Raw genomic sequence first — 21,708 nt, 5'->3', positions numbered from 1 at the left:
GTTTATTTTCGAAACAGTTTCTTCCACTATATATGATTCTACTTCTGCTCTTTCTATATTATATCGACTTTTCCTTCTAAACGAACAATAAACAATACTCATACAAAGTATTGTTTATTGTAAAAAAGCATATTAAATTCGCTTTATAGCTGAAAGTGTTTAAGATTTCAATTTAACTCTTTGTAATCTTAATGCATTTAATACGACTGATACAGAGCTAAATGCCATTGCTGCACCTGCAACCCAAGGAGCTAAGAAACCGAGCGCCGCAATTGGAATTCCTAGGCCGTTATAAGCTAACGCCCAGAATAGATTTTGCTTAATATTTCTAATCGTCATTTTACTCATAAAAATTGCATCAGCAATACTATTTAAATCACCACGGATTAACGTAATATCCGCTGCTTCCATTGCTACATCTGTTCCTGTTCCAATTGCCATTCCAATGTCCGCTGTAGCAAGCGCAGGAGCATCATTAATTCCATCTCCAACCATAGCCACTTTCTTACCACTAGCTTGAAGGTTCTTCACTTCTTCTGCTTTTCCTTCTGGTAATACTTCTGCAATTACGTGATCAATACCAACTTGCTTAGCGATTGCCTGAGCAGTTTGTGTATTATCTCCTGTAATCATAACGACATCTAGACCCATTTTCTTAAGTCTTGCAATTGCGGCTTTTGAAGTATCCTTTACAGTATCTGCAACGGCCACTTTACCAGCATATTCTTTATTGATCGCAATAAGCATTGCTGTTTTTCCTTCTCGTTCTAGCTCTTCCATCGATTTAGAAACTTCTTCAATATCAATATCGAATTTCTTCATTAATCGACGTGTACCAATTAATAATTGTTTCCCTTCTACGACTGATTCGATACCGAATCCTGGAATCGCTTCAAACGTTTCTGAACTTGGGATATCAATTTTTTTTTCTTTAATTCCTTCTACAATCGCTTCTGCAAGTGGATGTTCAGAATTTTTTTCTGCCGCACCTACTAAACGTAGTATTTCTTCTTCATGGAATCCATCTGCTACAATTACATCTGTTAAAACAGGCTTCCCGTTTGTCACAGTACCTGTTTTATCTAGAATAACTGTATCTAATCGGTGCGTTGCTTCTAAATGCTCTCCACCTTTAAATAAAATACCATACTCAGCTGATCTTCCTGATCCCGCCATAATAGATGTAGGTGTTGCAAGACCTAATGCACACGGACAAGCGATAACAAGTACTGCTATCATTTTCTCAAGTGCTCCGCCAAAATCACCAGGTGTAACAAATATCATCCACACCGCAAATGTAATAATAGCAATTACAACTACAACAGGTACGAAAATACCTGAAATTTGATCTGCTACCCTTTGAATAGGAGCTTTTGAACCTTGAGCCTCTTCTACTACTTTAATAATTTGAGCTAATGCAGTATCTCTTCCTACCTTAGTTGCTTTAACTTTTAAAAATCCATTTTTATTCATTGTAGAGCCAATTACTACATCCCCAATTGTTTTATCAACTGGAATACTCTCGCCTGTTAACATCGATTCATCTATCGCTGATTTTCCTTCTACAATTTCCCCATCTACTGGGATTTTTTCACCAGGTTTAACATAGACAACATCACCAGCTACCACTTCTTCGATTAAAATTTTCATCTCTGTTCCATCTCGCACAACTGTGGCAGTTTTCGCTTGTAGTCCCATCAACTTTTTAATAGCTTCTGATGAACGCCCTTTTGCTCTCGCCTCAAATAATTTACCTAAAATAATTAAAGTAATAAGTACCGCACTCGTTTCAAAATATAAATCTGTCATATGTTCTGAAGAACCAATCGACCTAATACTTAAATACACACTATAGAAATAAGCTGCGGACGTTCCAAGTGCCACAAGAACATCCATGTTTGCACTTTTATTACGTAGCGCTTTATACGCTCCAATATAAAACTGTCCACCAATGATAAATTGAACAGGAGTTGCAAGAGCTAGCTGCACCCAAGGGTTCATTAGCATATCAGGTAAATAAATAAACGATGTAAATGAGAAATGACTCACCATTGCCCACAATAACGGGAATGATAAAATAAACGAAATAATAAATTTCTTCTTTTGTCGTTCAATTTCTTGTAAGCGATGATCTGTTGATCCATCTTGCTCATCTGATTTCACTTCCAATTTATATCCTAATTTCGTGATTGCACTCTTCATTTCATTTACATTAATTTCATCAGGATTAAAATCTACTGTAGCTGATTCCAAAGCGAAATTTACTGTCGCTCCGTTCACACCTTCTAACTTATTTAAACGCTTTTCTACTCTATTCGCACATGCTGCGCATGTCATCCCTGAAACAGTAAACTCAGCTTTATCACTTACAATTCCATATCCTAGCGACTCAACTTTTTCCTTAAATTGTTGTGGATTTGTTTTATGGGGATCATACATTATTTTTGTTTTTTCAAGTGCAAAATTTACATTTGCATCATGAACACCTTCTACTTTTTTCAGGCCTTTTTCAATTCTATTTGCACAGGCTGCACATGTCATGCCTGATATTTGGAGATTGGCCTCTTTTTGCTCATTCATGTCTCTCACCTCTATATACCCTTATAAGGTATAATTTTTAGCAAAATAAATCGTACTCCATATAAAGTACGATTTATTTCTATATTAAAAATTATTATTGAATTTCATAGCCTTGATCTTCAATTACAGCAACGATATCTTTTAACGTTACAACTGATGAGTCGATAGTAACTTCAACAGTTCCTTCTGCTAATTGAACTTTTACTTGTTCAACGCCGTTTAGTTCTTTCACATTACTTTCAATAGAATTTACACAATGCCCACAAGACATACCCTCAACTTTTAATGTTAACTGTTCCATTTAAAATCCTCCTCTTGTTTATTCATTGTTTATTAATCACAACTACATCTTACCATACCCCCCTAAGGTAATCAATGGTTTTGTATCATGATTTTTATTTTTTTCTAAAATCTTTATTTTTTTGCTCCAATTATGAATTTATATATCTTCTCCTATATAAACAAAAGCCAAGCTAGTCAAATACTAGCTTGGCTTTTATGCTTTTGAAAAACGTTCAAATACTGTCATTAATTCTTCAATTGCTTCGTCACCATTACCATTTTTAATAGCTCCTGAAACACAATGACTCGTATGATTTTTTAAGACACCCATTCCTACTTTTTTCATCGCTGCATTAATCGCAGAAATTTGAACTAAAATATCCACGCAATAACGATCATTTTCAATCATATTTTGAATACCACGGACTTGGCCTTCAATTCTCTTTAATCTATTTATAATTTGTTCTTTTTCTTTTTCTGATCTATGTGTTACTGATTCATGGTCCTTATGATCCATATTATCACCTTCTTAAAGTTTCTCTTCATCCAATAAAACAATTGCTTTTATGAGTATACCAATTATATCATCAAATATCTATGTAGGATACCCCATATGAGTATGTTTTCGCTTTATGATTATTCTTAACACATCATTAGCTTCTCAGTCTCAATTAATATGATACCCTTTCTTTTTTTCAAAAAAACAATAATAAGCAGGGATTGTCCATCCCCGCTTATTATTCATCCACAAATATAAAAGTCTCAATTTTCACACGTGTAAATTGAGACTTTTTTCTTCCTATATATAATTATTGCTGATCACATACTTTTGTATCATTCACTACTGAAGTTCCTTCAACGGTTACCGTATGAAAACAGTCATTTACACGAACTGTCACAACATTATCTTGCCGATCAATGATATGGTATTCATTAAAATTTTTATTCAGAGCACTGCGAATTTGTTCTCCTTCATAAATTGGAATGCCATGCGATAAAACCCAAATAAACCCAGCGATAGCAAGAATAGTTTTCATACGATCTACCTCCTTGAGAATATAGTGAACTTTTAATCCATGCTTTTTCAGCTCTACTAATCATGAATGGAATGAATCAAGCCTTTTTTGGAAATAAGTTCATTTCGTCTATTTTATGTTTATGCTAATTGTGACCGAATTGTGACAACTTTTTGTCTATTTAGACGAAAAGTTGAAACAAAACTTTCAAAAAGGACAATTCTACTTATAAAAAAAGGTTATGGAATGTTTCATCCATAACCTTTTTTCAGCCCTATTCTACAACTCATCCACCGTACTTCATGTGATTTTTGTAGAGTTATTTTATTTTTATTCATCGCCATCAAAACAAAATCTTGAAAAAACTTCCCACACGAGTTCATTTCTACTACTTACCCCAGTCTTTTCAAAAATGGATTTTAAATGATCTTGTACCGTGTATATAGATATACAAAGTTCATGGGCTAATTCCTTTGTCGACATACCTGTAAGAATTTTACGTATTACTTGCTTCTCACGTGTTGTAAAACTATACACTTCCGTAATAAGCGGAAAGATTTCTTCCGGTCTTGCTCTTTCGAATAGAACAACATAACCACCCTGAAAACTACTTGTACGTTCTAACTTACTGGCCCGAATGATTAAAAAATGTCCATAGGCTAAAGGTATACAAACTTTTTCTTCTCTATTCATACAACCTACATTATATTCGTTAGCCTTTACTTTCGAACAAACCGCACGTATTGGCCTTGGTATTTCTTTTATATTTAACTGTTCATACTTTCTAAGATTTGAAAGCCAATCGCTGCCATCTTGATTCCAATATAATAAATTAAAATCCTCACTTAATATAATCGTACCTGTCCCTATTACCTTCTCTTCTGAAAAAGGTTTAGGAAATGCCTTTTTTAAAGCCTCTCCAGCAATCGGGACTAACATTGCCAAATACTTACAATTATCTATATGAAAAGCGGGACTTGTACTCCCTCGAAATAAACTAAGATGCCCAAAACAGTTCCCCTTACTCATACAAACGCCCCTTAATTCATCTCCAAAACTTGCTGGTTTTAAAATATTTCGGTATCTAGAGCTTTTCTTTTGTTCACCATTTGTCACCATACTAAGAGAAGCAACATGAGGATAGTGTTCTGATAAATATTTAAATTTATTAAAATCATCTTCTAGAAATTCATTCATAAACAATTGTGGATGAATCTTTTCAACACTTTCATCCGTAAATGCCCCAGTAGATAAAAAAGAAATTGGGTCTATAGCTGTAAAACAAGCGGCGTCAAAATCAATGACTTTACGTATTAAGTGGAGAAATGACTCTTGAAATGTCCTTATAGAACTTATACGATTCGCTACCATTGTAATTTCTTTCGTTATTTTTTCATACATCCTCTTCCCCCCAGATTTATGGGATTGTTTCCCTTCATAATTTCATTCCATAATAAACCTATAACACACATACTTAGGAGGTTAAAAATGAATTGGAATGATACTACCGTAAATTCATATGAACAAAGAATTCCATGTAAAATCCCAGGCTACTACAACCTATATGAAATGATGAATCATTTCTTGTTTACTACACTCCCTAAAGAAAATATGAATCCAAATTTTCTAGTTATAGGTGCTGGTGGTGGACAAGAAATTCTCTCAATAGGCAAACAAAATAGCAACTTATCTTTTACAGGTGTTGATCCATCTGAAAGCATGCTACAGCTAGCTAAAAAAAGAATTGAAAGCGAAGGCATACAAAATCAAATTCACTTTGTACATGGAACTGTCCATTCATTATTAACCAATCCATTATTTGACGCTGCTACTTGTATGCTTGTTCTTCATTTCATCCCAACTATTAAGGAGAAAAAAGAGCTTCTTAATGAAATTAGTAGTCGCTTAAAACCTGGTGCTCCATTCTTTCTCTCTACAATAAATGGTGTACCCCATACAAGTATGTTTTCTGCACAATTGAATGCTTGGCGCAACCACATGATGCAAAATCAAATTCCATTAGAAGATTGGAACCGATTTGAAAATTCTTTTGAAACAGAAATATTTCCTATTTCCGAAACGAATCTACTAGCTATCATGAAGGAATGTGGATTTACTCAAATCAATCGCTTTTTCACAAGCTTTTTAATTGATGGATACGTAGCAATAAAACAATAATGAAAAAAGGTAAGCAATTGCTTACCTTTTTTCATATACGTCTTCTACACTTGACTAATAAATCTCAATCCTTTACTTAAAGAAGTCGGCACAACAGATGCATGATTCTCCCCTTCAGCTTCATAAAACATAAATCTAAACTGATCGTGTTTTACTTGGAGAAGGCGCTCTGATAATTCGTTTGCACCTAAAACCATATGCTCTCGTTCCAATGACCCAACTGTAAGGAATACTCCCGTTTCAACCTTAGCATTGTTTAATTCACTTATAAGATTCTTTTCTTTTTCAAGCACGGATTGGTTATTCCACCAAATAGATGGACTACTTATAAAATAATTTTGAAAGGCATTTACGTTTGTGAATAGTATATGTAAAGCAAATAGACCACCTAAAGAATGTCCAAATAACGTTTGCTTTCCTTTATCAATCTCAAATTCCTTTTCAATTTGTGGTTTCAATTCTTCTTCAATAAAAGTAAAGAAATTATGAGCTCCCCCTGTTTTAGGCCACGGTTTACCGTCCGGTTTTAACGGGGCATCTTTTGAAATTACGACAGGTGTAAGATCATAGCATCTTTCTTCTCCTGAAAATGCCCCTTCAATTGGATAACCAATACCTACTATAATAGCTGGTGAAACACCTGTTTTCTCTGCTCTAACTGATTGTATTTTAACCGCTTCATGGAATGTTTGAAAAAAGGCATTGCCATCTAATACGTATATAACAGGATATCCTGACTCTGGTGCTGGCTGCCTCGGCTTTGAAATATGAATTTGATATTCTTTACCTTCTAATTTTGAATACATTTTCCACTGTTCTGTATTAAATGTAATAACCTGCTGTTTTTCAATAGTAGTATTCATCTTACATCCCCCTTCTTAACTCGTTACATATATTTCTACTTTCTCTTTTTGAGATACAACGCTATCGTAACCGAAACAAACAGGAGACCCATTATACGGATCAATCATGACACGTGCATCAATATGAAATACTTCTTTTAACACTTCATTTGTAATTATTTCTTCTGGGCTACCAGTTGTAACGATTTCCCCTTCCTTCATTGCAATAATTTCATCTGAAAACCTTGCTGCATGGTTAATATCATGTAATACCATAACGACCGTACAATTATGTTCTTTATTTAACTTCTCCACAATTTGTAATACATCTAATTGATGAGACATATCAAGATATGTAGTTGGCTCATCTAATAGCAACACTTCTGTCTCTTGTGCTAAAGCCATCGCTAGCCATACCTTCTGTCGTTGACCACCTGATAGATTTGCAATTTGTCTCGTTCGAAATTCAGAAGTTTTCGTTATTTCTAATGCCCAATCAATCATTTCTTTATCTTTTGAAGTTAACTTATTTACGTTATTTCGATGTGGATAGCGTCCATAAGAAATTAACTCTTCTACTTTAAGCTCCCCTGGTGCAATTGGAGTTTGCGGAAGTAAAGCTAACTGCTTCGCAATTTCTTTCGTTGGAATTGTATTTAAATCCTGTCCTTGCAAATATACTTTACCGCTCTTTTGCTTTAAAATTCTTCCCATTGTTTTTAACAATGTCGATTTCCCGCACCCGTTTGGTCCTATAATTGTCGTTACTTTTCCTTCTTGTATTTCCACATTTAAATCGCGAAACACTGTAAGCTTTTCATAACTCGTTTCTAAATTTTTTGCACTTAAAATACTCACTTTTATTCCTCCTCTTACGCTTTCGCCTTATAAAGTAAATATAAGAAATACGGTACACCGACAATAGAAATAACGATTCCAACTGGTAACTCTACAGGTGTGAAAACTGTTTTTGCAATAAAGTCTGAAGCAATTACAAGGAACATTCCGATTACTCCGCACGTAGGAATTATATATTTATGCTGAATACCGACGAGCCTTTTCGCTATATGCGGTGCCATTAATCCAATGAAACCAATACTTCCTGAAACAGCAACACATGCACTCACAAGTCCGATACTACTTAATAGTAAAATGGATTTCTCTCGTTCTACTGCAACACCTAAACTTGTAATACTCGTTTCTTCCAATTGAAATAAATCTAATAAATAAGCTTTCTTTTGTATAAGTGGAATTAAAATGATAAGCCACGGTAACATAGCAACAATATACTTCCAGTTTGCACTATATATGCTTCCAGACACCCAAACTGCAGCCATCTCGAAATCAGTTGACTTCATTTTGAGCGATAAATACATAGAAAACGCTCCAAATCCAGATCCAATTGCAATCCCTGTTAATAAAAGACGTTGCGAGTCTAACTTACCGTTTTTCCAAGAAAACAGATAAATTATTATAGCGGCTCCTAGCCCACCGACTAAACCAAACATCGGCATCATCATAATAGAAACCCAGTCTGTGCTCTTTAATTGTCCTTGAAAGAAAAACATAAAAATGACAATGGCTGTTCCTGCCCCGGCATTTACACCTAAAATACCTGGATCTGCCAATCCATTCCTCGTAATCCCTTGAATTACAGCACCCGCAACACCGAGGCCTAATCCTACTAATCCAGCAATTACAATGCGCGGAAGGCGAAACTCAAAAATAACTAAATCATGGTCTGGTACTGGATCTATTCTAAAGAGTGTTTTAAATACATCTGTAATCGTAATATCAAACGTACCATTCGTTAAACTAATATAAATAGCACATAATATTAAAAATATACTAATCCCCATTGTCATTCCAAAACGTTGACTTGAACTTTTAAGCATGTCTCTCTCCTCCTCTTGTACGGATTAAATAAAGGAAGAAAGGAATTCCAATTAAGGAAGTAACGACTCCAATTGGTGTTTCAAATGGATAGTTTACAAATCTACTTAAAATGTCACATAATGCTAAGAAAACTCCACCAATAACGCCTGCGCAAGGCAAAATCCACTTATAATCTACCCCAATTATAAAGCGCGTAATGTGTGGAATAATTAAACCTACAAAACCAACTTTCCCCACTAAAGCAACTGCTGTTCCTGTTAAAAAAATAACTGATAAAATTGCCATCGCTTTAACTAGTTTTGTACGCTGACCTAGATTAATAGAAACTTCTTCTCCTAAAGAAAGAATGGTAATAGATTTTGATATTAATAGTGCTAAAATTATACCAATTATCCCAAATGGTATCGTGATTTTAATGATATTAGGGTCCACTTGATCTAACTTTGCATTAAACCAAAAACTAACATTTTGAGAAATTTGGAAATATGAAGCCATCGCAGCCGATACACTACTTAAAAATGTTCCAATAACTGTCCCTATAATTGCTAATCTAACAGGGGATAAGCCATTTTGAAGGAGTGAGCCAAAACCAAACACTATACCGGCTCCTAGTGCAGAGCCAATCATTGAACATAAAACCATACCAATCGATGACATTCCCGGAAGAAAAATCATACAAAGTGTAATAACAAAGGCTGCACCATCCGTCACACCCATAATAGAAGGGGATGCAAGATAGTTTCTTGTCATCCCCTGCATAAGTGCTCCTGATATGGCTAGAAATGCTCCGACTAAAAGAGCTGCAACTACCCTTGGTAAACGTGAAGTAATAATAATATTATGATTTACATCGCTTGAATCAAAATGAAATAAAGCATTCCACACTGTTTCAGCATCAATGTTTTTCGCCCCATATAAAACAGAAAGTATAACTGTAAATAAAATCAATATGGGTGCTATACATAAAATGGTTACTGGTACCGCATTCGTTTTCTGCATATCATTCAACGCACCTTACTTATTGTATTATTTAGATAAATTTTTCACTGCTTCTTTTAAGAATGCTGTTTTACTCCAAGCTGTGCCACCTTGGGCCATTGGATCTACAACGTTTACAAATACTTTCTTTTCTTTCGCAGCATTCATACTTTGCCAAATTGGATTGCTTTCAATTTCTTCTAGCACTTTCGGGTTTTTATTTTCACTTGCCTCATATTGTAAGAAAACATAATCTGGGTTAAGTTCAGCAAGTTTTTCAAATGAAATTTTCTCTTGTGCTTTTACAGTTTTAAGTTGTTCTGGAGCAGTTAGTCCAAGATCTTTATAAATTACAGGGTTGAAGTATACTCCTTCTGGATATAGGAATAATTCATTTGCTCTTAGTCTAATTACAAGTACTTTTTTGTCTTTTAACTTATCTCCTAATTTTGCTTTTGCTTTTTCAGCGTCCGCATTGTAATCTTTAATAATTTTTTCTGCTTTATCTTTTTTACCAGTTAATTCTCCCATTAACTTTAAGTTATCTTCCCAATCTGTTGAAACGTGTGATACCGGGAACGTCGGAGCTACTTTCGTAAACTTTTCAGCTGTTTCTGCTGGGAATTTCGTACTAGATGTAATAACATCCGGTTTTAATTGAAGTAATGTTTCAAAATTAGGTTGCATTTTTTCACCCACAGATTTTGCACCCTCTAATTCTTTTTCAAGATACTTTGGTAATTTACCACCTACAGTAATTGCACCGACTGGTTTAATTCCAAGTACTGCTGCATCTTCCATTGACTCTAAACTAGCTGTCGCAATTTTATCTACTTTTGCTGGTACTGTGTATTCTTTACCTAAATATGTAATTTTTCGTTTTTCATCTTTTTTTGTTTCCGTAGCTTTTGTCTGTTGCTTTTGTTCCCCTGAAGTTTTATCCGTACTATTACATGCTGCTAAACCTACACTTAAAACTGTAACCATCCCTAATGTAAATAACTTCTTGTTCATCTTTATATATCTCCTCTCAAAACTTGTAAATAGATTATTTTTATATGAAAACTTAACTACATGAAACTTGTCCCAAACATATATTTCATTAGATTAATAATTTTATCCGGAACTCATTCTCATTCACTTCCCCTAAACTATAATTCTTTTACACTTCATCCATCGATAACCTTTTTCAATGATAATGATTATCGTTACTAAGTATATATTTAATATGCAATTATTTCAAGAATGATTTGAAAAATTTTAACAAACTGAATTAAAAAGAAGTATCCGCCTATTATTAGCGAGATACTTCCTTTTTTAGAAATTTATATGTAATTCAACTGGACAATGGTCTGATCCCATTATTTCACTGTTAATTTTCGCCTCTGTTATTTTGTCTTTCATTCTTTCCGAGACAACAAAATAATCTAAACGCCATCCAATATTTTTTGCTCTCGCTCCCATACGATACGACCACCACGAATATGCTCCTTCCTGATCAGGATAAAGGTAGCGATACGTATCAACAAATCCTTCTTCTAAAGTACGTGTAAACTTCTCCCTCTCCTCATCAGAGAATCCAGGGTTTTTACGGTTACTTTTTGGATTTTTTAAATCTATTTCTTTATGTGCGACGTTTAAATCTCCGCAAAAAACAACTGATTTCTTTTCATTTAATCGTTTAATATAGGCCCTGAAATCATCTTCCCATTTCATTCTGTAATCTAAGCGTTCTAATCCACGTTTGGAGTTTGGTGTATATAACGTTATCATATAAAAATCTTCAAATTCTAACGTAATAACTCGTCCTTCTTGATCATGCTCTTCAATCCCTAAACCATATGTAACAGAAATCGGTTCTTTTTTCGTGAAAATAGCCGTTCCTGAGTAGCCTTTTTTCACAGCATAATTCCAATATGTATAATATCCCTCGGGATTTAAATCAATTTGTCCACTTTGTAATTTAATTTCCTGTAAACAAAATATATCTGCATTAGATTCTTCTAGATATTCTAGAAATCCACCTTTTGCAATAACTGCTCGCAAACCATTTACATTCCATGAAATCAACTTCATCTATGTTCCTCCTCTTGATGTGCATTTTCAATTTTCATGCTAACACAAAATAGATACCCTATCATAGTTTCATCTTTGTAATCTTGCTCTTACATTCGTAAATACGTACATACGTACTTTATTCAGGTTATACTAATGCCAGAGGTGATGTTCTGTGCATAATGAAGAGTTCACAGTAACAAATGAGTATTGGCAAGCAATTATTCATAATGACTCCACATATGATGACAAATTCTTTTACGCTGTAAAATCAACCGGTATTTTTTGCCGACCATCATGTAAATCGAGAATACCGAATAAAAACAATGTACGTATTTTTCTTAAGGCAGAGCAAGCATTACATGAAAATTTTCGTCCGTGTAAACGTTGTAAACCAAATGGGCTAACTTTACCTAATGAAGAATGGGTAGAGCAAATTAAAGAATATATCCAAAAACATTATTGTGACGTGCTAACCCTCGACTTACTCACAGAAATATGCCATGGTAGCCCTTATCATCTACAACGCACTTTCAAGAAAATTGTAGGGATTAGTCCAATAGAATATATACAGCAATTCAGAATTAAAAAAGCGACAGAATACCTTTCACATACAAATCAATCCATTATGGAAATTAGTACTGATGTCGGGATAGAAAATCCGGAGTATTTCGCGACTTTATTTAAAAAGAAGACAGGATTTACCCCTACTGAATATCGAAAAAAGAACGGAATAAAAGAGGTATGAAATAATGAAACCATATGAAAATAAAACTATATATTGGACATTGCTTATTCATAAACATTGGCGTATGCATATTGCAGCTACTTCAAATGGATTATGCTTCATCGGATCGCAAAATGAAACTTTTGAAGAACTAAATACGTGGGCTAGCAAAAAACTGCCACAACATACATTCATCCAAAATCCAGATTATCTGCAAACATATACAAAAGAACTTATCGAGTATTTGGAAATCAAACTAGAAACCTTTACAATTCCTATCGATGTTTACGGAACTGCATTTCAATTAGCTGTTTGGAATACGGTACGTGAAATTCCTTATGGGGAGACACATTCTTATTCAGAGATTGCGGAAAGAATTCAAAAACCTAACGCTGTACGTGCAGTTGGGACTGCCGTTGGGGCAAATCCTCTGCTTATCACTATTCCTTGTCACCGCGTTATTGGGAAAAATGGTAAACTTACCGGTTTTAGAGGTGGTTTAGAAATGAAAAAAGAATTGCTCAAATTAGAAGCGCTTCGGGAGGAGCAAATATGACAGAGGATTGTAATGAAATATTGTCTTTAGTCGTTCCAAAAGAATTTAGTTTTCAAGAAAACTTACGCTATCTATCGCGTTCTAAAAATGAATGTATGTTTCATATTGAAAATAATAAAATCTATAAAGTCATTCCTGTTCAAAACATAAATCCATTAGTTGAAATTGGTTTTAATGCCGATAGTAATATTCAAATACGTTTTTTAGGAGAATCATATGTCTCTGAAAAATGGGCACACGATGCCGTATCTAACTATGTAAAAGAGTGGTTTGATTTAACTACTGATTTAGCTCCCTACTATAAATTAGCTAAACACGACCCACTCCTTCAAAAACCCATTAAAGAATTTTACGGTCTTCGTACTTTGGGAATTCCGGATTTATTTGAAGCACTATGCTGGGGGATTCTAGGTCAACAAATCAACCTCACATATGCCTATACTCTAAAAAGAAGATTAGTCGAAAATTTTGGCGATTATGTAGATTGGAACGGTAGAAAACATTGGATATTCCCATCACCTGAAGTAATAGCAAATTTAGATGTAGAAGATCTCGCAACATTAAAAATGACTACAAGAAAGTGCGAATACTTAATTGACGTCGCGCAGCTCATTACAGAAGGTAAATTATCAAAAGAATCTCTATTACAAATACAAGACGTGAAGCAAGCTGAAAAACAATTAACTAGCATTCGCGGTATAGGGCCATGGACAGCTCACTATGTTTTGATGCGTTGTTTACGATTCCCTTCAGCTTTTCCAATTGATGATGTTGGTTTGCATAATGCAATTAAATTTATAGCAGGTTCCGAAAAGAAACCGACTAAAAATGAAATAAAAGAATTTGCATCAAATTGGACAAATTGGGAGTCTTACGCGACTTTTTATTTGTGGCGGGTGCTATATTAAAATTTCCTAATAAAAAATAGATAGGGAAACCTATCTATTTTTTCACATGTGAAAACTTCACACATACTGGGTCTGGAACATTTACGTCCGTCTGTACAAGCGTTAGCTCCCCTGTCATTTCATCCCTAGCAAATAAAGTCAAAGTATTAGATCTTTCATTCGCTGCAATTAAAAATTTTTCATCCGGATCTAAAGAAAAATCACGTGGCCAATCACCTTCTGTCGATACTGTTTCAATAAAAGCGAGCTCTCCATTGTGCTCATTCACTCGGAAAACCGCGATACTATTATGTCCCCTATTTGCTGCGTAAACAAACTTGCCATCAGAAGAAATGTGAATTGCACTTCCGTAACTATCTTTTCTAAAATCTTCAGGTAATGTAGAAATGTATTGTTTTTCTTTAAAACTGCCACTCTTTGCATCATATTGAAGTACAATAATCTCTGAACTTAATTCTGTCATAACATATGCATACTGCGCACTTGGATGAAATATAAGATGCCTTGGACCACTACCATGTTTTACAGATAACCGTGTAACTTCTATTAGTTCTCCATCACTTTCTTTATATGTAATCACCTTGTCTATTCCTAAATCAACTGCTACTACATATTTTTCATCAGGAGTAAAATCTATATAATGAGCATGTGCCTTTTCTTGCCTTTCCTTATTTGGTCCTGACCCTTTATGTTCTACAATTACCGTAGCAGCATTTAAACTTCCATTATCCTTTTTCACTAAATAGGACTCTACTGTTCCTTTATGATAATTAGCTGCTACTACTATACTATTCTCCCGATTCACACTTACATAGCACGGCGATGCCCCTTCTAAAACTTGCATGCTAATCGAATTTAGATTACCGGATTTATTATGAATAGAAAAACTAGCAATTCCACCTAACCCATTATCTTTCGCAACAGAATAAAGGTACTCGTTGTTATGACTAATCGTTACATATGTCGGACTTCCTATATGAGCTGCTAATTCAATCCCTTTAAGTTCTCCGATGTTCGTATCAAGTATAAATTTATAAATCCCCTTACTCTCTGCTTTGGTATATGTCCCTATATAACCATGAAACTGATTTTCACTCATAACATTTCCCCCTTTTACAAACGTCTTGTAACAAGTTTCACTTTGTATTTTTTACTATAGAAAAGAACCAAGTAGCACTTCATTACTACTTGGTTCTCTTTTTAAGCTTGTTCTTCAAATCGTCTTGCGATTTCTACAATTACTTGAACAGCTTTTTCCATAGTATCTACCGAAACATACTCAAATTTACCGTGATAGTTTTCACCACCAGTGAAAATATTTGGCGTTGGTAATCCCATATATGATAATTGCGATCCATCTGTTCCACCGCGAATTGGATGAATATTCGGTTCAATATTTAAACTTTTCATTGCCTCATACGCAATATCAACAATTTCTCTCACCGGTTCAATTTTTTCAAGCATATTATAATACTGATCATTCATCTCTAAAACGATTGCATCTTCGCCGTACTTCTCTTGCATGTTTTTCACAATATCTTTAATGTTATTTTTACGCGCTTCAAAATGATTACGATCAAAATCTCGAATAATATAGTAAGCTTTACTTTGCTCGACATCACCATTTAAAGAGAGTAAATGATAAAACCCTTCATACCCTTCAGTATATTCTGGCGCCTCTTCTACTGGCAACTGTCTATCGAATTCCATAGCGAGTTTACTTGCGTTACGCATTTTGTTTTTCGCTGTTCCAGGATGTGTATTTGTCCCTCTAAAAGTTAATTTGGCACTTGCAGCGTTAAAACTCTCATATTCTAAACCACCTAATGGACCTCCGTCCATTGTATAAGCAAACGATGCACCAAACGCTTCTACATCAAAATGCGATGGTCCACGGCCAATTTCTTCATCCGGTGTAAATGCTACTCTTATTTTTCCATGCTTAATTTGCGGATTATGTATTAAATAATTCATTGCGACCATGATTTCTGTAAGACCAGCTTTATCATCTGCTCCAAGAAGTGTTGTACCATCAGTTGTAATAATTGTATGTCCTTTATATGATGGTAATTCCGGGAACTGTTCAGGTGTTAACACAACATTTAATTCTTCATTTAACGTAATCGCATTACCATCAAAATTTTCATGAATTTGTGGTTTTACGTTTTTCCCTGTAAAATCTGTTGCTGTGTCTAAATGAGCTAAAAAGCCGATTACAGGAACATCCTTATCTGTATTAGCAGGCAGTGTTGCCATTACGTAACCTTTTTCATCCATCGTCACTTCTGATAACCCAATCTCTTTCAACTCTTCCACTAATAACTTACCAAACTCAATTTGCCCTGGTGTTGTAGGCACTGTATGACTTTCTTCATTTGATTGTGTATCAATCTTTACATATCTCGTAAATCTTTCAATAAGTTCTTGTTTCAAATTCGTTCACTCCTTTTATAGTTCTCTCTCTATTATAATCCTTATAACGAAATATTTTAACTTTTTTGACTGTGAAAATATATATCCATTTACATTTTTAATAAATCATAAAAAGACATAACATTTGTACATTTAAATTCAAACATGTAATATACATCATTATATATTGGGAGGTTTTAAAGATGAGGCTAACTCTCTTTCGCTATTTTCTTTTTTTCCTAGGATTAATTTTTTTTGGACTTGGAAATGCTCTCGCAGTCAAAGTTAAATTCCTCGGTTTACATCCTTGGGAAGTTTTAAATATGGCTCTCTACCAACGGTTTGGGTGGACAATTGGTACTTGGAGTGTCATATGTGGATTATGTCTCGTTCTTATCTCTTTACTAGTAGATCGAAAATATATAAACGTGGGCACATTTTTAAATGCACTACTTATCGGTCCTATTATGGACTTTTTCTTACAATCAAAAATCCTTCCAAACGCTAGTGATTATTTATGGATAAACTTACTCATTTTATTTTTTGGTATTACAATTACAGGAATTGGGGGCGGCATGTACGTCGCGGCTGGCATTGGGCTGGACCACGCGATGGATTCATGCTTACCATTTCTGACAAAACTGGGTTATCTATTAGCCGTGCTCGAATCATTGTAGAATGCTTTGTACTAGTCATTGGATTCATGCTAGGAGGTCCTGTTTTTATCGTAACTTTTCTATACACTTTTATTCAAAGTCCAATATTCCAGCATTCATTTAAGGTATTTCAAAAACTCTTACATACTTTAAATAACAAAAACAAAGAACGTATTAGTGAAAATATTTAAAACTCAACTTAATGCAAAAGAGTGTGTTTTAAAAGTAATTTTTAAAACACACTCCATATACCCCATTTCATTCTTCTCTCCATAATCTCTCTACATTCATTAATTGCTCTTCTTTAAATTCTAGCTTATATATATCCGGTTTGGATGTATTCATTAAAAATTCAAGTCCATATTGATTATCAAAATAGTTCATCATTAGTGTCATTACAAGCCCATGTGTACCAATTACAATTTTATGTCCTTGAAAATTCATTAATATTTCTTTTAACACTCTCACTACTCTTCGCTGACAATCCGCATATGACTCTCCATCTGTCAGTGCATATTCTGGATTAAAAAACATCTCCTTTACAAGTGGGTACACTTCCTTATCCGATATAATTTTATTTTCATTTGAAAACTTACACTCTTTAAGATCTTCATATACTAACATTTCTTTTTCATGGAGATTCGCTGACTCTTCTATCGTTAACATAGCCCTCTTATACGGACTTGAAATGAAAGTATTAATTCCCTCTGTTTCTAATATCTCAGTTATTCTTTGAGCATCTAAAATTCCCTTCTCAGTTAATCCACGTGTTCTTTCATTTCCTTCTAATTTTGGCGATTCACCATGCCTAACCATATAGATATATGTATTCATAATTCCTCCCTTTTCTATATCCCTCTTTAAAGACATGACTATCAACCCATAAGAATATACGTTCTTATTTCATATCTTTCCAGAACAAATTATCAAATGTTAATCTTCAGATAAATTCACAAAAAAGCTTCCCCTTGATTTTATCCCATTCAAGGAAGCTTATATATATTTTCTTTTACACTATCAAAACTCGAAACGTCTTTCTCCTCTAGTTTCGCCACACCTCATTCTTCTATTTTCATCAATACAATTCTCCAACCATCCGGATCTTCTATCGTTATCCCCTTTTCTTTCCAATACGGATTTTCTGGATCTACTTCACCATACCCCATTGTATGCAGCCTTTTACTCACTTTTTTCATTTCACTATCTTCTCGCATGTAAAATACAAGTAAGTTATCTTTTGTTGGAGCTGGACATGGGCTCCCATCTATATATCTTGTAAATTCTAAATGATATTCTTCATCTGGTAGTCCAAACATGACGCCATCGTAACCTTCATGACCGTAAAATTCACCTATACGCTTTAAACCTAATCCTTTTTCATAGAATGCTATAACCTCTTCAAATTTATCTGTTGGACGTGCTATTCGAAACTTCACCCAATTTTTCATGCTTTTCCTCCCATACTAAAAACGTAATGAATGACTATATTTTATTGTATATTCTTAAAACATTTTTGAAATCCCTCATTAGTATGAAAATAGATACATACAAAGGTGTTACTTACTAGCCTATAACAATCAAAAACTCACCTAGAAAGAAAATCCCATCATTTTATATGCAAATTTGCATCTCCACTTGCAAAGTACTAAAAAACCTTTAAAATATACTGGATGACTAAATATACAATTCCCATCTAAAATCTTGATACACTAAAAATCATTAAATGTAGTGTTTTTTCATTTTCAAGAATTATTGCACTCTTGTTTTTTTCCTTATAAGCATGCTTTTTATAAGGAAATCTGATACAATCCTTAAGTAATATTATTACGTATAGATATTACGAATATAGTACATACTTAAAGAAGGTGATTTTTTGAAATTAAATAAAAATTTACAGCTATGTATATTAATCACAACATTAATATGCTATTCAATCTATTTTATGTTTTTCTTTCTGTTCCCTACTAATTTTTCAAATTTCAATGTACGCTTCGCTTCACTCATCGTTGAAGTCATTACATTTATATCGCTAATTTACTCTATATACTCTAAAAAAGTTAGTTCAAATCCTTTTTGGATATGTATTACAATTGCAATTGGTAGTTTTTTATTAGGAAAAGTAGTATATACGTATCAAGATACCTTTTTCGAACTTCCAATACATCATTTTACTATTTCTGATGTATTTTACATGTTTTTTCTATTCTTCTGCCTTATCGCTTTCTGCTATAAGATCTTAAAAGAATGCACTAAATGGGAAAGAGCTTTCTTTATTTGTGATATATGTATAGTACTTACTTCCATATTCACATTAGAATGGTATTTATTTAATCAGCCAAATTTAAATATATTCTCACTTTCACTCGGAGATATTTTCCTTTCATTTCTATATCCAATTGCAGATCTATTATTTCTTCTACTAGGTGTTAGTCTCTTTTTCCGCCCAACAATTTTTAAGTCCAAGCGGAAAATTTATATCTTTATTTTTGTATTGATTAGTTCTGCAACTTTTAACTATATTTATTTTTACTTAAATACCCATTTATCAACTGACACTATAACATTTTTACGTCTTTTATATAGAATACCTATATTGCTTATCGCAATAGCTGGGTCTATTTCAGAAGATGATAATAGCCATAAAAATTATTTCATTGTAAACCCTATACTAGGAAAAAAAGTATTAGTCGTATTTCCCTATCTTGCTGTTGCAATACTAATCGGGTTTACATTAAAAGAACAAACATCGTCTTCAACTCTCATTACAGGAAATTGTATCGCTTTTGTTTTCGTACTTATTCGCCATTCTATTGTGCGTATGCAAAACGACACCCTAACAAAACGTTTACAAGTATTTAATGCTCAACTAGAAGAAAAAGTTACTTTAAGAACTTCTGATTTAGTCCATAAATCAGAGGCCCTATCTCAGAAACAACAAAAATTCAAATCATTATATGAATATCATCCTGATCCCATTTTTACGATTGATTTAAATGGAATATTCTTAAATGTAAATAAAGCAGGAAGCATACTACTTGGAGCACCAACGAACGAGTTACTTGGTGAGACATGTTTTTCTATTATTTTAGATGCAGATAAACATAAACTGATATCTGCATTAGAAAAAGTTAAACAACAAGAATCAGCATCCTTACAACTTAGTTCTCAATATAAAGATGGCTTTACTTATTTTTTATACGTTACCATCGTTCCTATTATGATAGATGGACAAATTTCAGGAAGCTATATTATGGTAAAGGATATTACCGCACTAAAAAAACAACAAGAAGAAATAAAATATTTAGCATTCCACGATACTGTAACGAAAATTGGGAACCGATCCTTTTTCCATAGGAAGTTAAGAAAATTTATAAAAAATGCTCAAACAACACAAAGTGAGTTTGCATTATTATATTTAGATTTAGATCGCTTTAAAGTAATTAACGATACACTTGGACATTCGTCAGGTGATTACATATTAGAAGAAGTAGCAAAACGTTTCCAATCATGTCTTCCATCACATACTCATCTGTCAAGAATCGGTGGTGATGAGTTTACAATCTTAATTGAAAACTATACTGACGAAGATTCCTTATTCGAGTTATGTAACCAATTATTTGAAAGCATGGAAAAGCCGTTTGTCATACATGAGCATAAATTAACTTTATCACTGAGTATCGGTATCTCCATTTATCCACATTCCGGAATCGATACCGCTACACTTCTGAAAAACGCTAATGTTGCAATGTATGATGCAAAGGCAAAAGAGCTTAACTCTGTCTCTATTTATGACGATGTAATCGCTAAAAAAATCGAAAGACGATTACGATTAGAAAAAGATTTACCAAACGCAATACAAAATGAAGAATTGTTCCTTTTGTATCAACCTCAAGTTGATAGTGAATCTAATAAAATTATCGGTGCAGAAGCTTTAATCAGGTGGAATCATCCTGAATTAGGTGTTATTTCTCCATACGAGTTTATTCCGATTGCAGAAGAAACACTACAAATTATTCCAATAGGAAAATGGACATTACAGCAGGCTTGTGAGCAAATGAAACGTTGGCACGCACTCGGATATTCGCATTTAAAAATAGGGGTAAATTTATCTGCTAAAGAATTTGAACAAGAAGGCTTTGTAAAATCTATTTCTTCTACTTTAGCAACTACAGGCTTACCAGCAAGTTCCCTTGATCTAGAATTAACAGAACGAATTGCAATGATGGATGAGAGAGAAACATTGATAAAACTGCGTACACTAAAAAGTTTAGGGATCCACATTTCAATCGACGACTTTGGTACAGGCTATTCTTCCCTAGCCTACTTACCTTTATATCCAATCGATACGTTAAAAATCCCAAGAGAATTTATTACAATGTCTGAAACGTGTGAAGATGGAATGGAAATCATTAAAACAATCATCACATTAGCAAATACATTAGGAATGTCTGTCATTGCTGAAGGCGTAGAAACGAAAGAACACGTAAATTTCCTTCAAAAAAATAAATGTCAGTTTATTCAAGGTTACTATTACAGTAAACCTATTTATGCCAATGCATTTACTAAGCTGTTAGAAAACGGTATTCGTCCATAGTAAATCAAAATGCATATAACTCTATACG

20 protein-coding genes and 1 pseudogene are annotated in these 21,708 nt (G+C 33.8%); 6 read left to right on the top strand and 15 right to left on the bottom strand.

From position 1 onward, the window contains the following. Positions 1 to 159 precede the first annotated feature (159 nt). The 5 genes from JFU54_RS13460 to JFU54_RS13440 form a co-directional block, all read right to left on the bottom strand. Positions 160 to 2,580 (bottom strand): heavy metal translocating P-type ATPase, encoded by a 2,421-nt coding sequence (locus tag JFU54_RS13460; RefSeq protein ID WP_201064720.1) that lies wholly within the window; start codon positions 2,578 to 2,580, stop codon positions 160 to 162. Positions 2,581 to 2,674: 94 nt separating this feature from the next. Further along, entirely contained in the window at positions 2,675 to 2,881 is a 207-nt protein-coding gene (gene copZ / locus JFU54_RS13455) for a copper chaperone CopZ (protein ID WP_002033654.1), read from the bottom strand. A 195-nt stretch (positions 2,882 to 3,076) separates the two neighbouring features. Then, positions 3,077 to 3,379, bottom strand: coding sequence for a metal-sensing transcriptional repressor (locus JFU54_RS13450; protein WP_002014668.1), 303 nt, complete (start codon positions 3,377 to 3,379; stop codon positions 3,077 to 3,079). Positions 3,380 to 3,671: 292 nt separating this feature from the next. Continuing rightward, entirely contained in the window at positions 3,672 to 3,899 is a 228-nt protein-coding gene (locus tag JFU54_RS13445; protein ID WP_002014667.1) for a hypothetical protein, read from the bottom strand. Between the two features lie 309 nt (positions 3,900 to 4,208). Then, positions 4,209 to 5,279, bottom strand: coding sequence for a helix-turn-helix transcriptional regulator (locus JFU54_RS13440; RefSeq protein WP_201064718.1), 1,071 nt, complete (start codon positions 5,277 to 5,279; stop codon positions 4,209 to 4,211). 87 nt (positions 5,280 to 5,366) lie between these two features. Between JFU54_RS13440 and JFU54_RS13435 the strand changes: the two genes are divergently transcribed. Beyond that, positions 5,367 to 6,056, top strand: a complete 690-nt coding sequence (locus tag JFU54_RS13435; protein ID WP_016100797.1) for a class I SAM-dependent methyltransferase — start codon at positions 5,367 to 5,369, stop codon at positions 6,054 to 6,056. A gap of 44 nt (positions 6,057 to 6,100) precedes the next feature. Here the strand turns inward: JFU54_RS13435 and JFU54_RS13430 are convergent, their stop codons facing one another. The 6 genes from JFU54_RS13430 to JFU54_RS13405 all read right to left on the bottom strand — a co-directional run bounded on the left by JFU54_RS13430 (position 6,101) and on the right by JFU54_RS13405 (position 11,848). Continuing rightward, a complete protein-coding gene (locus tag JFU54_RS13430) occupies positions 6,101 to 6,919 on the bottom strand; it encodes an alpha/beta hydrolase (protein ID WP_201064715.1) in 819 nt (272 codons plus the stop codon). Between the two features lie 15 nt (positions 6,920 to 6,934). Then, on the bottom strand, positions 6,935 to 7,756 hold the full coding sequence (locus tag JFU54_RS13425) for an ABC transporter ATP-binding protein (RefSeq protein WP_002142804.1): 822 nt from the start codon (positions 7,754 to 7,756) through the stop codon (positions 6,935 to 6,937). Positions 7,757 to 7,770: 14 nt separating this feature from the next. After that, the gene (locus JFU54_RS13420) at positions 7,771 to 8,793 is read right to left on the bottom strand and encodes a FecCD family ABC transporter permease (protein WP_002128652.1); all 1,023 of its coding nucleotides are present in this window, start codon (positions 8,791 to 8,793) and stop codon (positions 7,771 to 7,773) included. Further along, entirely contained in the window at positions 8,786 to 9,793 is a 1,008-nt protein-coding gene (locus JFU54_RS13415) for a FecCD family ABC transporter permease (RefSeq protein WP_002014660.1), read from the bottom strand. The genes JFU54_RS13420 and JFU54_RS13415 overlap by 8 nt, the downstream gene beginning before the upstream one ends. A gap of 27 nt (positions 9,794 to 9,820) precedes the next feature. Next, positions 9,821 to 10,786 (bottom strand): iron-hydroxamate ABC transporter substrate-binding protein, encoded by a 966-nt coding sequence (locus JFU54_RS13410; RefSeq protein WP_002014659.1) that lies wholly within the window; start codon positions 10,784 to 10,786, stop codon positions 9,821 to 9,823. Between the two features lie 303 nt (positions 10,787 to 11,089). Continuing rightward, the gene (locus tag JFU54_RS13405; protein WP_002185106.1) at positions 11,090 to 11,848 is read right to left on the bottom strand and encodes an exodeoxyribonuclease III; all 759 of its coding nucleotides are present in this window, start codon (positions 11,846 to 11,848) and stop codon (positions 11,090 to 11,092) included. A 154-nt stretch (positions 11,849 to 12,002) separates the two neighbouring features. On the opposite strand from JFU54_RS13405, the gene JFU54_RS13400 reads away from it, so the two are divergent. From JFU54_RS13400 to JFU54_RS13390, 3 genes are read left to right on the top strand one after another with little or no spacing between them, the layout of a single operon-like run. Next, positions 12,003 to 12,575, top strand: coding sequence for a bifunctional transcriptional activator/DNA repair enzyme AdaA (locus JFU54_RS13400; protein ID WP_201064711.1), 573 nt, complete (start codon positions 12,003 to 12,005; stop codon positions 12,573 to 12,575). 4 nt (positions 12,576 to 12,579) lie between these two features. After that, on the top strand, positions 12,580 to 13,110 hold the full coding sequence (locus tag JFU54_RS13395; RefSeq protein ID WP_201064709.1) for a methylated-DNA--[protein]-cysteine S-methyltransferase: 531 nt from the start codon (positions 12,580 to 12,582) through the stop codon (positions 13,108 to 13,110). Continuing rightward, positions 13,107 to 14,018, top strand: coding sequence for a DNA-3-methyladenine glycosylase 2 (locus tag JFU54_RS13390; RefSeq protein ID WP_078185584.1), 912 nt, complete (start codon positions 13,107 to 13,109; stop codon positions 14,016 to 14,018). The genes JFU54_RS13395 and JFU54_RS13390 overlap by 4 nt, the downstream gene beginning before the upstream one ends. A 34-nt stretch (positions 14,019 to 14,052) precedes the next feature. Here JFU54_RS13390 and JFU54_RS13385 read toward each other — a convergent pair whose 3' ends face one another. After that, a complete protein-coding gene (locus tag JFU54_RS13385) occupies positions 14,053 to 15,117 on the bottom strand; it encodes a lactonase family protein (RefSeq protein ID WP_201064707.1) in 1,065 nt (354 codons plus the stop codon). Between the two features lie 101 nt (positions 15,118 to 15,218). Further along, positions 15,219 to 16,451, bottom strand: a complete 1,233-nt coding sequence (gene pepT, locus JFU54_RS13380; protein ID WP_012261523.1) for a peptidase T — start codon at positions 16,449 to 16,451, stop codon at positions 15,219 to 15,221. Positions 16,452 to 16,633: 182 nt separating this feature from the next. Between pepT and JFU54_RS13375 the strand changes: the two are divergent. Next, positions 16,634 to 17,277 (top strand): annotated as a pseudogene (locus tag JFU54_RS13375) (YczE/YyaS/YitT family protein). Positions 17,278 to 17,344: 67 nt separating this feature from the next. Here the strand turns inward: JFU54_RS13375 and JFU54_RS13370 are convergent. Then, positions 17,345 to 17,920 carry a histidine phosphatase family protein gene (locus JFU54_RS13370; RefSeq protein WP_002142816.1) on the bottom strand — a complete coding sequence of 192 codons (576 nt, stop codon included), beginning with the start codon at positions 17,918 to 17,920 and terminating at the stop codon, positions 17,345 to 17,347. Positions 17,921 to 18,144: 224 nt separating this feature from the next. Then, a complete protein-coding gene (locus JFU54_RS13365) occupies positions 18,145 to 18,534 on the bottom strand; it encodes a VOC family protein (protein WP_201064705.1) in 390 nt (129 codons plus the stop codon). Between the two features lie 425 nt (positions 18,535 to 18,959). On the opposite strand from JFU54_RS13365, the gene JFU54_RS13360 reads away from it, so the two are divergent. Further along, positions 18,960 to 21,680 (top strand): putative bifunctional diguanylate cyclase/phosphodiesterase, encoded by a 2,721-nt coding sequence (locus JFU54_RS13360; RefSeq protein ID WP_016100787.1) that lies wholly within the window; start codon positions 18,960 to 18,962, stop codon positions 21,678 to 21,680. The last annotated feature ends 28 nt before the right edge of the window (positions 21,681 to 21,708 follow it).

This window comes from Bacillus sp. TH19 (assembly GCF_016651075.1).
In the GTDB taxonomy this organism is placed as follows: domain Bacteria; phylum Bacillota; class Bacilli; order Bacillales; family Bacillaceae_G; genus Bacillus_A; species Bacillus_A mycoides.
This window is presented reverse-complemented; position numbering and strand designations above follow the sequence as displayed.